The organism is Streptomyces thermospinosisporus (assembly GCF_039526425.1).
Taxonomy (GTDB): domain Bacteria; phylum Actinomycetota; class Actinomycetes; order Streptomycetales; family Streptomycetaceae; genus Streptomyces; species Streptomyces thermocarboxydovorans.
In genome coordinates this window covers 66,036-76,646 of record NZ_BAAAIZ010000096.1, presented here as the reverse complement: position 1 = coordinate 76,646, position 10,611 = coordinate 66,036, and the positions used below count along the sequence as shown (strand labels likewise).

At 70.3% G+C, this 10,611-nt stretch carries 10 protein-coding genes; 7 read left to right on the top strand and 3 right to left on the bottom strand.

Features of this window, described 5'->3' with window-relative positions:
* Positions 1–397 precede the first annotated feature (397 nt).
* The 7 genes from ABD207_RS26880 (at position 398) to ABD207_RS26850 (ending at position 7,132) form a co-directional block, all read left to right on the top strand.
* Positions 398–1,033, top strand: a complete 636-nt coding sequence (locus ABD207_RS26880) for a hypothetical protein (protein ID WP_344015761.1) — start codon at positions 398–400, stop codon at positions 1,031–1,033.
* A 256-nt stretch (positions 1,034–1,289) separates the two neighbouring features.
* A complete protein-coding gene (locus ABD207_RS26875; RefSeq protein ID WP_344015760.1) occupies positions 1,290–1,754 on the top strand; it encodes a hypothetical protein in 465 nt (154 codons plus the stop codon).
* Positions 1,755–2,710: 956 nt separating this feature from the next.
* Positions 2,711–3,007, top strand: coding sequence for a zinc-ribbon domain-containing protein (locus ABD207_RS26870; protein WP_344015759.1), 297 nt, complete (start codon positions 2,711–2,713; stop codon positions 3,005–3,007).
* Positions 3,008–3,377: 370 nt separating this feature from the next.
* Complete coding sequence (locus tag ABD207_RS26865; RefSeq protein WP_344015758.1) at positions 3,378–4,667, top strand: NYN domain-containing protein; 1,290 nt, start codon at positions 3,378–3,380, stop codon at positions 4,665–4,667.
* A 2-nt stretch (positions 4,668–4,669) separates the two neighbouring features.
* On the top strand, positions 4,670–5,404 hold the full coding sequence (locus ABD207_RS26860; protein WP_344015757.1) for a nucleotidyltransferase domain-containing protein: 735 nt from the start codon (positions 4,670–4,672) through the stop codon (positions 5,402–5,404).
* A 95-nt stretch (positions 5,405–5,499) separates the two neighbouring features.
* The gene (locus ABD207_RS26855; protein WP_344015756.1) at positions 5,500–6,477 is read left to right on the top strand and encodes a sporulation protein; all 978 of its coding nucleotides are present in this window, start codon (positions 5,500–5,502) and stop codon (positions 6,475–6,477) included.
* Between the two features lie 199 nt (positions 6,478–6,676).
* The gene (locus ABD207_RS26850) at positions 6,677–7,132 is read left to right on the top strand and encodes a tellurite resistance TerB family protein (protein WP_344015755.1); all 456 of its coding nucleotides are present in this window, start codon (positions 6,677–6,679) and stop codon (positions 7,130–7,132) included.
* A gap of 42 nt (positions 7,133–7,174) precedes the next feature.
* Here the strand turns inward: ABD207_RS26850 and ABD207_RS26845 are convergent, their stop codons facing one another.
* From ABD207_RS26845 to ABD207_RS26835, 3 genes are all read right to left on the bottom strand, one after another.
* Positions 7,175–8,110 (bottom strand): M56 family metallopeptidase, encoded by a 936-nt coding sequence (locus ABD207_RS26845; protein ID WP_344015753.1) that lies wholly within the window; start codon positions 8,108–8,110, stop codon positions 7,175–7,177.
* A 6-nt stretch (positions 8,111–8,116) separates the two neighbouring features.
* Positions 8,117–8,515 (bottom strand): BlaI/MecI/CopY family transcriptional regulator, encoded by a 399-nt coding sequence (locus ABD207_RS26840; RefSeq protein ID WP_425580830.1) that lies wholly within the window; start codon positions 8,513–8,515, stop codon positions 8,117–8,119.
* Positions 8,516–8,772: 257 nt separating this feature from the next.
* A complete protein-coding gene (locus tag ABD207_RS26835; RefSeq protein ID WP_344015751.1) occupies positions 8,773–10,575 on the bottom strand; it encodes a S9 family peptidase in 1,803 nt (600 codons plus the stop codon).
* Positions 10,576–10,611: the final 36 nt, after the last annotated feature.

Sequence of the window (10,611 nt, the reverse complement as noted above, 5' to 3'; positions counted from 1 at the left end):
CACATCGGCCAAGAACGGCTACACCACTTCAAGGGACGCCATCCACCAAGTGACAGGCGACCACAAACAAGTAGGGAATCGTTTGCCGCACCCAGTCTGGTCACATGTCGTCATCCAGCGCACGCGCAAGTGAAGACCAGGACGGCCACGCGAACAGGAGCCGAAGAAGCGCGAGTACCGGGAAGCCGCCGGAAGTTGCGCGGCCGGCCGCCGACTGCCGGGATGCTCGGTGGGGCGACTGAGCCGAAAGTGGTCCGAAAGGGCAGTGTCCAAAGTGACAATAGAGGCGGAAGAAAAGGCTTTGTATGGTGCTTTTCTGACGCCTCGTCCGGAGGGCGACGGGGGATGACCACAGCGAGGTTCCATGCGGAGCATACATGTGGCAGCGTCCGGTGTTGTGGCAGTGGCGCTGCTGGCGGGGGCCGCGCCGGCGCAGGCCGCCCAGGTGGGTGCGGGTGAGCGTGCGGCGACGGTTTCGGAGCGACCGGCCGAGACAGCTGCGGCCAAGAAATCGTCAAAGTACAAAATCCTGAAGGAGTTCGACTACTCCCGGAGCAAGCGTTATGACCTGCCGCTGCGGCTGGGCGAGTACCGCCGCAATGCGAAGGGGAAGATGGTTGGCTTCGGCTGGACGAAGATCAAGAAGAAGCACAACATCACCAAGTACGGCATCATCGGATGGCTGGCCAAGTCTCCGAACATCGATCATCTCGCGGGGAAGCGGTACAACCTGACGGGGTGGGCGCACCGGGTGAAGTGCGGACCACTTTCGTGCAAGATCGTTGAACGGCGCAAGATGCTGCTGGCGACGGACGAGACGATGTACGCGGTCGGCGAAGGCCCGCGGATGGCGTTCCTCGGCGCGGTAACGGCATTCTGCGTCGGCTCGGTGAAATGCCCGACCTGGGTGAACACCAAGTTCAAGCCAAAGATGTCCGTCGCATCGGTGAACGCGGCCGGCAGCGGTGAACAGTACCTGTTCACCTACAAGCCTGTGAAGGAGCAGAAGGGCCGCCTGGTCCTGGCCGGCTGAGTCAGAGGACTCTGCCAGAAGGACTGAGTCAGAAGGACTGAGTCAGAAGGACTAGCGTGGATGCTGCTGAGAGCTTGGCGCCTCAGCAGCATCCGTGCGTGTGCGAGAGGGATCGGTCGCGGTGGGTCATGGCAAGCGGCGCCGGAAGCCCGTCACCGTGGGCTCGTTCGAACCGCTGGGGGGTTCGGAGCCGGACAAGAGTCTGCGTGACGCGCGGGACAGGGAGGTTGCGCGGTTCTTTCAGGACGTTGCCGACATGGTCTTCAGGGGTGGGCCGCGCGGGATGGAGCTGATGGCCATGGACGTGGCCGCGCGGACGTTCTCCTTCCGGCATGTGGGCGAGCCTGACTCGAGGGCTCTGGTGAGCGAGGCCGGCGAGGTGCCGGAGGCCGACGCCGAGCGCAGCGACGTGGAGTGGACGCCGCAGCCGGGCTCGCCGGCGTGGGCGCACCTCGCCTATCTGCTCCAGGAACTCCCGTTCGTCCTGTCGTTCCGTGAGTACGGACCGGAGGGCGGGCCGTCCTTGGTTGGTGTCGAGTCGCCGGGGCGCCAGTACGCGGATGTGCTGGTGGAGCACGGGGGCAAGCAGTGGCGCGTGCGCGTGAAGCTGGAGGGGCGTGAAGAGCCCCTCCAGCTTCCGGGGATGGCGATCGGTGAGCTGTTCGGAGAGGGAGGGCACCGAGACGCCGGGCGCGAGGGCGTGGTGGACGCGGGAATCTAGGAGCGATATGGCCGACTGCCCCTCGACCGCGCCGGGTTTCGGTCACCAGCGAATGGCGACGGATAGCCTGCCAATGGCTGGGTCGGGCAGATGCGCCGCCGGCTCTGTGACGTCCAACGGCCACAGGAACAGACGCGCTTCGGATTTTGTGCGGCATCATCCGCCCCGCCAAGCAGGTAAAGGCAGAGTGGGTGGGTGGCGGGAAGGAGGGATGCGGCCCACAGTTCCCACAGCGGGCGGGACCCGGCGGCCCCCCCTTCACCCAGCAGACGGGGTCGACGAGGTTTCCCCGGTGTTCCGCGCCCCATGGGATGGCCCTGGAAGAAAAGCGGCCCTTGGTGAGCACGACCGCGACACTGCTCCGTGGATCAGCCGTGCCGGTGCCGTTGACCTGCTGGAATACGCCGACACCGACGGCGGGGGGCCCGCGGTCTCCGTCCCCGGTGCTTGCACAGGGCGTCCAGCTCCGTCATCCCCGTCCGTAGTGCGCGGGGCACACACTCGTTCCCACTCGGCCCGCTGCCGTGCGTGCTGCAGCCACATACCACCGGCCACCGCGGCAATCACGGCAGCGATGAGAAGGATCCACCAGTGCACCAGCAGCCCGCGCACGATGGTGATCACAAACCCGAGCGCCAGGGCCCCGGCTCCCAACTGGGCAAGCTGGTCGTCCTGCGGCTGCGGATCATCGACAAGCTGCTCAGGCTGCCGATGCGGCGCTACGAGACCCAGTGCTCGACGGCGGACGCGCACCGCCACCGGGACACCCGACCGGATCCTCGCCACGTACCAGCTCGCGTACGACTGACGGTGCGCGGGGAGCGCTGCGGGAAGGCTGCGGGAAGATCAGGCACTGGTCGACAACCCGGCAGCGCCGGAGGGACACTCTCCTGTGGGGGCTGCGGCGGTGTTCCGGCCTGCCACACTGCCGACTGCCGACCGGAAGGACCGACGACGTGATCATCTTCGGCACCAAGGGCTACCTCTACCAGCTCGCCATACTGACCCTGGTCTGCGGCCAGTGCGGCAACCCCGCCGCGCACACGCTCCGCAAGCGGGTCACCAAGTTCACCCTGTTCTTCGTGCCGCTCTTCCCGATCTCGACGAAGTACACGACCCAGTGCACCTTCTGCGGCGCGGAGCAGCGGGTGACCGAGGAGCAGGCGGCACAGCTCCAGGCGCAGGCCGTCGGCGGGCCGGGGCAGGGGCAGGGATTCGGGCAGCCCTCCCGGCAGCAGCCGTACGGGTCCTGAGCCGGCGCCGGTGAGCGCCAGCCGTGCCGGCCGGGGCGACGGGCGCCCTTCGGAGCCGTTGCCTTGCCTGACCGCGGCCGGGACGGACGGCGGTGAAGCGGTGGACGAATCATCGCGTTCCCGCCCTCCTGGGCGTCTTTCAGCGTCAGACTGCCAGGAGCGCTCTGCGCAGGCCTGAGCCAGGAAGGGCCCGGAGAGCCCTGTCCGTTGCCGGAGCTGACCGCGGGTACAGAGGCCTCGGCCAGGCCCGCACGGTGCGACCGGCGGGACAGACATCTGTCTCTTCGCTGGGTGCACCCTCCCAGTGGCGGGCTGAAGATGGACGAGATCCGGACGAAGCGCCCGTCGAGGGTGCCACGGAGGTGAGCAGTTGAAGTTCCCGGTGCACAGCGCGTACAGCCAGCCCCGAAAGGCAGCACTGTTCGTCGATTTCGACAACATTTTCCTGGGTCTCCGTGAATTCGATGCGGAGGCGGCCGAGGCCTTTGCGACCCGCCCGGCTCAGTGGATGAGCTGGCTGGAAACGGTCGACGGCGCCGGAGCCGGCCAGAACAGCGTCAGATCACGGCGTTTCCTCGTGCGCGACGTCTATCTGAACCCGCTGGCTTTCGGACGCTATCGCGCCGTCTTCACCCGGAGCGGATTCCGCGCCATCGACTGCCCGCCCCTCACCACTCAGGGCAAGAACAGCGCCGACATCTACATGGTGCTCGACATCATGGACGCCCTCGGGAATCCGACTCGGTACGACGAGTTCGTCATCCTCTCCGGGGACGCCGACTTCACTCCCGTGCTGCGCAGGCTGCGTGCTCAGGATCGGTGGACCACGGTGGTGACGGCAGGACTCAGTGCCGCGGCCCTCCGGGCGAACTGCGACACGCTCGTCACGCCGGAACAACTCGCCGCAGCGGCGCTCGGCGACCTCTCCGAGCCCGACGAGGAGCCTTCGTTCCCCTGTGTTCCCGCCTCCCCGCTCTTGACGTCCGCGGGACAGGCACGTGCGGTCGCCGCGCGGCCGGCCGCCGATGTCGCCGCGGTCGCCGATGCCATCCGCGCGGCCGTACGGGGCGCCGATCGTCCCCTTGCCGCAGCCGCCGCGGCGCAGGCCGCCCTTCGTGTCGACCCGGGAATCAAGGAGAGCAACTGGCACGGCACCGGATCCTTCCGGGCCTTCCTGGCGGCGCATCTCGGCGACCTGCGGTACGAATCCACCGTGCCCGGCTATGTCCTCGACCCGGCACGGCACTCGACGGACGACATCGTCAGCGACGAGCGAACCAGGATCGACCCGTTCCTTCAGCAGGTGAGCACGGTGACCGGGGTCCCCCCGTTGCCGTCCGACGCATACCGCACACTGTTCGTCACCCTTGCCGAGGACCTGCAGCAGAACGCGTTCGCTCTCTTCCCGACGTCGAAGCGTGTACGTGACAGGACCGAGGAACTGGGCACGCCGGTTCCCCGCAATGCCATCAATTTCGTCATCAAAGGTCTCAAGTACGCCGGCCAGACCTTGACCCAGTCCGTGACCGCGGAAGCACTCGCCGAGGCATGGGCGAGCAACGTCTGCACGCTCTGCACCAATGCGCAGATGCAGCTCACGGACGACGACCGGCAGGCGGTCCACACATGGATCACCGGCGGCGCTGCGGGCACCGACTGACGATGGCCGCGGACCTCGGTGCTGACGAGAGGACGAATCCGGTCGAGGCCGCGCGCGCCGTGGTGGCCGGGCGCCATCCGGAGGCCCGGGCCGCGTTTCTGGGCGGGAGTGTTGCGGCGGGGCGCGGGACGGCGACGTCGGATCTGGACATCGTGGTGCTGCTCGACGGGCCCCCGGCGCCGTATCGTGCGAGCTTCCTGCACGGCGGGTGGCCGGTGGAGATGTTCGTGCACACGGAGGCGTCCTGGCACGGGTACGTCGAGCGGGAGCTGCCGCGGCGCCGGTCTCCGCTGCTGTGGATGTGTGCCGACGGGGTGCTGCTCGTCGACGCGGACGGGCTGGGGGCGCGGATCGCCGCGCGGGCACGGCAGTTGGTGGCTGCGGGGCCGCGCGCGGAGTCCGCGGAGGAGATCGGCGATCGGCGTTATGCGATCACCGACCTGCTGGACGATCTGGCGGGCAGCGTGGACCCGGACGAGCGTCTGTTCATCGCGACGGAACTGGTGCGCCGGACCGGTGAGCTGGCGTTGGCGGCGGCCGGTACGTGGAGCGGTGGCGGGAAGTGGACGGCACGGCGTCTGGAGAGTGCCGCGCCGGGGCTGAGTTCGCGCCTTCGGCATGGCCTGCGGGAGGCACTGGAAGGCCGGGCGGAGCCGCTGGTGGTGGTCGTCGACGAGGTGCTCGGGCAGGTGAGTGGCCGGTTGTGGGCGGGTTACCGGCGGTCAGGCACCGTCTGAGCGAGCTGCCGCTCTATGCTTCTACTCACTTGTAGAAGGACGGTGTCCGGCGCCGTCCTTCAGTGAGGCACGCATGTGAAGGAGTGGACGCCAGGATGGTGTTCAAGCGACTGCTCGGCTCGCTCGGCGTGGGCGGGCCCACCGTCGACACGGTGCTGGACGCGGGGCCCTTCCGGCCCGGCGGGGCGCTGTCGGGGCAGGTGCGCCTCAAGGGCGGCAACGCGGATTTCGACATCGAGCACATCACCCTGGAGCTGGTGGCCCGCGTCGAGGCCGAGCACGAGGGCGGTGAGAGCGAGGGCGTCGTCGCCTTCGAGCGCTACACGGTCGGCGGCGGTTTCCGCCTCGCCGAGGGCGAGGAGCGCAGCGTGCCGTTCAGTGTGACGCTGCCGTGGGAGACGCCGGTCACCGAGCTGCACGGGCAGCCCCTCGGCGTCGTCCTCGGTGTGCGCACGGAGTTGGCGGTGGCCGGGGCCAGGGACAAGGGCGACCTCGATCCGCTGGCCGTGGGCCCGCTGCCCGTGCAGGAGGCGATTCTCGAGGCGTTCGGTCAGCTCGGTTTCGGTTTCAAGTCGGCCGACCTGGAGTACGGGCGCATCGGCGGCACCGGCCAGCAGTTGCCCTTCTACCAGGAGATCGAGCTCACCCCGGCGCCGCAGTACGCGCACCAGGTGAACGAGATCGAGGTGACCTTCCTGGCCAACCCGGGCGGCATGGAGGTGGTCCTGGAGGCGGACAAGCGCGGCGGCTTCTTCTCCGCGGGGCACGACGCGCTCACCCGTTTCACCGTCGGGCACCAGGACGCCCGTGACTGGAACGCGGAAGTCGACGACTGGGTACGGCAGTTGATCGAGCAGCGGGCGGCCCACGGCTCGCCCGGCCCGCACGGGTCCTTCGGCGCGTACGGCCACGGGGAGCACCACGACGGGCACCGGTCCGGGCCGGGCATGGGTACCGCCATCGCCGCGGGGGCGGCCGGGCTCGCGGTGGGTGTGGCCGGCGGCATGGTGGCCGCCGAAGTCGTCGATGAGGTGGGGGACTTCTTCGAGGGTGAAGAGGACGAAGAGGGCTGACGAGCCCGGCGGGGCCTGACGAGAGCTGACAAGGGGGCTGACGAGGGCTGACGGCCCAGTGGGAACCCACCGGGGAACTTCTACGTTCTTGTAGAAGATGCACGGAACTTCTACCTTCTTGTAGAAGATGCGGGCGGCGGGCCGGGACCAGGAACCCGGGCCGCCGCGCCGCGAAGCCCCCTCACCTCTTGGAGAGCGCATGGCCCTGTGGGACCGGATCAGGGAGTCCGCATCGACGATGCAGACCCAGCTGATGGCGAAGAAGAACGAACTGACCAGCGGTGCCTTCCGCGACGCGAGCATGGCGATGTGCGCGCTGGTCGCGGCCGCCGACGGCACGATCGACCCCGCGGAGCGTCAGCGGGTGGCCCAGCTGATCGCCACCAACGAGGTGCTGAAGAACTTCGCGCCCGACGACCTGCACCGCCGCTTCGAGGAGAACCTGAGCCGGCTCACCACCGACTTCGCGCTCGGCAAGGTCAGCGTGATGCAGGAGGTCGCCAAGGCGAGGAAGAAGCCCGCCGAGGCCCGTGCCGTCATCCAGATCGGCATCGTCATCGGCGGCGCCGACGGTGACTTCGACAAGGACGAGCAGGCCGTGGTGCGGGAGGCATGCCACGCCCTGGGCCTGCCGCCGCACGAGTTCGATCTCTGAGAGACGCGTCAGAGCGAAGGGGATCGACGAGCGGCCCGCACCTCACAGGGGCGTCGCCGCGCGGAGGATGAGGACCATGGTCACCGCCGAGTTGGCCGATGACATGGCCGAGACGGCGGCTCCCGCGGCGGCTCCCCAGGCCGCGAGCCCGACCGAGGTGAACACCGGCGGCCAGCGGCGTGCCGCCGGAGCGGGAGCGAGCAGGGCCGCCACCCGGCGGGGCACCGGTCCGACGGCCGCCAGGGCGGCCAGCGTGGGAACCGGTGTGCCGCGGGAGACGAGGGCGGCCTTGCCGATCGCCGAGGCCACGGTCCGGCGGCTGCCGACCGCCTGGGCCGCGTCCTCGTCCGCCCAGCGCTCCGCGGTGTACGCCACCGCGGTGCGCAGGGGGCGCAGGAACGGGTTGGTCCGGGCGGCCAGTTGGGCCACCAGGAGGAAGCGGTGGTGCCGGGCGGTGAGATGGGCGCGCTCGTGGGCGAACAGGGCGCGGCGTTCGGCCGGTTCCAGGTGGTCCAGCAGGGCCGTGGTCACCACTACGCGGTCCCGTCGGCCGGCGCCAGGGAGGGCGTAGGCGTAGGGGACGTCGTCGGGGAGGACCGCCACCTGGTTGCCGCGCACCCCGGCCAGCGCGCGGTGGGCGCGGCGCCGGACCCGGCCGTGCCGCCACAGGGTACGGGCGCAGGCGGCGAGCACCAGGACGAGCGCCGGGATGGCGGCCCGGCCCGCCACCTCGTCGTACGGCACGGCCTCGCGCACCTCGGGGTCGGACCAGCCGTCGGGCAGCGGATTGCCGGGGAGCTGGGCCGTGCCGACCACCATCAGCAGGGCGAGGCAGACGGTGCTGCACACCGCCATCACCGCGGTCACGGCCGTCAGCAGCCGGGTCGCGGTCCTGGGATGCAGATGCTGCTCGGCGAGGCGCGCGACGGGCCAGGCGGTCAGGGGCAGCACCAGCGGAAGAAGGACGAACACCCCCATGAGGTTTCAGTCTTCCCCCTCTTCTCCTTCTTCTCCTTCTTCTCCTTCTTCTCCTTCTTCTCCTTCTTCTCCTTCGCCGCCTTCGTCCTCCGCCTGCCGCAGCAGTTCGCGCAGCAGCCGTTCGTCGTCCGGCCCGAGACCGGTGACGAAGCTGGCCAGCACCGCCTCCCGGTCGCTCTGCGCGTCGAGCACCTTGCGCATCTTGCGGGCGGCCAGCCCGGCCTGGTCGGCGGCGGGGGTCCAGGCGAAGGACCGGCCCGCGCGCTCCCGGGTGACGGCGCCCTTGGCGAGCAGCCGGGTCAGGATGGTGACCACGGTCGTATAGGCGAGGTCGCCACCCAGCCGCTGCTGCACCCAGCCCGCCGTCGCGGGTCCGTCGGCCTCCCGCAGCGCCGACAGGACCATCGCCTCCAACTGGCCCTGACCGCGCCGCCGCCGGGGACCCTGCTGCTCCTCCCCCACGCCTCGTCTCCCTTCCGGCACCGCCGCCTGTCGTACGGGCGGACGTCGAATACGGGCGGACATCGTATAGACGGTCTCGGGTGCCCTCCGCTGCGTGCCCCGGATCGGTGTGCCAACGGGTGACCGGTCCGGGAGAGGGGTGGTCGGGGCGGCCTCCCCTCTGCCCCATTCAGGGCAGGTGCCGTGCCGCTCTGCCCCGCTCAGGGCAGATGCCGCGCCGCGAAGTCCAGTTCCAGGCGGACCTGCTTGATGCGCTCGTCGACCACCAGGGAACCGTGGCCGGCGTCGTAGCGGTAGACCTCGTGGACCGCGCCCCGCTCCTCCAGGCGGCGGACGTAGTTCTCGATCTGGCGGATGGGGCAGCGCGGGTCGTTGACGCCGGCGGAGATGTAGACGGGGGCCTTGACCTGGTCGACGTAGGTGATCGGGGAGGACGCCTCGAAGCGCTCGGGGACCTCCTCGGGGGTGCCGCCGAGGAGGGTGCGGTCCATCGCCTTCAGGGCCTCCATCTCGTCGTGGTAGGCCGTGACGTAGTCGGCGACGGGGACGGCGGCGATGCCCAGCGCCCAGGCGTCGGGCTGGGTGCCGAGGCCGAGCAGGGTGAGGTAACCGCCCCAGGAGCCGCCGGTGAGGATCAGCCGGTCGGGGTCGGCGAGGCCGGAGCCGATCGCCCACTCGCGGACGGCGGCGATGTCCTCCAGCTCGATCAGGCCGACCCGGTGCTTGAGCGCGTCCGTCCAGGCGCGGCCGTAGCCGGTGGAGCCGCGGTAGTTGACGCGGACCACCGCATAGCCGTGGTCGACCCAGGCGGCGGGGCCGGCGGCGAAGGAGTCGCTGTCGTGCCAGGTGGGCCCGCCGTGGATGTCGAAGACGGTGGGCAGCGGGCCGGTGGCGCCGGCCGGCTTCTGCACCAGGGCGTGGATGCGGCCGCCGGGCCCCTCCACCCAGACGTCCTCCACCGGCACCGAGCCGGGCGACTTCATGCCGGGCGGGTCGAGGACGACACCGCCGGCGGTGGAGCGGACGGCAGAGGGCTCGGCCGCGGAGGACCACAGGTACTCGACGGTGCCGTCGGGGCGGGCGGTGGCGCCGGAGACCGTGCCGGGCGGGGTGGGCAGCTCGATCAGCTCGCGGGTGGTGAGGTCGTAGCGGAACAGCTCGCTGCGGGCCTCGAAGCTGTGCACGATGAGCAGCCCGGTGCCGTCCGGGTACCACTCCGCGCTCACGTCGCCGGGCAGCTGAAGGGCGAGGTCGGTCTGCTCGCCGGTGGCCACGTCCCACACCATCGGCTCCCAGCGGCCCCGCCGCTGATGCCCGACGAGCAGCCGGGTGTCCCCGGCGACGGGTGCGAAGCCCAGCACCTCCAGGCCCAGCTCGCGGGTGCCGCCCTCGGTGTCGTCGAGGTCGGCGACGATGCTGCCGTCGGGGCGCAGCACGCGCAGCGCGGAGTGCATCGCGTCGCCGTGCTCGGTGTGCTCGACGGCGATGAGGGAGCCGTCGTGGGAGAGGTCGCCGACGCCCGCGGACTCACGGTGCCGGTAGATCTCCAGGGGCCGCTCGCCGATGCGGGCGAGGTGGATCGTGGTGCCGTCCTCGTCGGTGGAGCGGCCCACGACCGCGGTGCGTCCGTCCCGGCCGAGGGCGAGACCGGCGGGGTAGGACGGGTCGAGGCCGGGGACGGCCAGCTCGTCCTCGCCGCCGGCGAAGCGCTGACGGCGCCAGACGCCGAACTCGTCGCCGTCCTTGTCGTCGAACCACCAGATCCACTCGCCGTCCGGGGAGAGGACACCGTCCGTGGTGCCGTTGGGCCGGTCCGTCACCTGGCGCTGCTCGCCGGTCCTGCGGTCCCAGGCGTACAGCTCGTAGGTGCCGGTGGCGTTGGAGACGAACAGGGAACGGTCGGGTGCGTCCTCCGCCCACTCGGGGAGGGACACCCGGGGGGCCCGGAATCGCTTCTCCCAGTCGGGCATCTCGGAGGCTGGGGCGGCGTGTGGCTCAGTCATGGGGCCATACTGCCCGCTCGGAGGGACATCGCACCG

Bases quoted from the DNA above. Each gene is read 5' to 3' on its own strand.
- ABD207_RS26875 (WP_344015760.1), top strand. From the start codon at position 1,290: ATGGTCTTCAGGGGTGGGCCGCGCGGGATGGAGCTGATGGCCATGGAC.
- ABD207_RS26835 (WP_344015751.1), bottom strand. From the start codon at position 10,575: ATGACTGAGCCACACGCCGCCCCAGCCTCCGAGATGCCCGACTGGGAG.
- ABD207_RS26845 (WP_344015753.1), bottom strand. From the start codon at position 8,110: ATGGGGGTGTTCGTCCTTCTTCCGCTGGTGCTGCCCCTGACCGCCTGG.
- ABD207_RS26840 (WP_425580830.1), bottom strand. From the start codon at position 8,515: ATGGTCCTGTCGGCGCTGCGGGAGGCCGACGGACCCGCGACGGCGGGC.
- ABD207_RS26850 (WP_344015755.1), top strand. From the start codon at position 6,677: ATGGCCCTGTGGGACCGGATCAGGGAGTCCGCATCGACGATGCAGACC.
- ABD207_RS26860 (WP_344015757.1), top strand. From the start codon at position 4,670: ATGGCCGCGGACCTCGGTGCTGACGAGAGGACGAATCCGGTCGAGGCC.
- ABD207_RS26855 (WP_344015756.1), top strand. From the start codon at position 5,500: ATGGTGTTCAAGCGACTGCTCGGCTCGCTCGGCGTGGGCGGGCCCACC.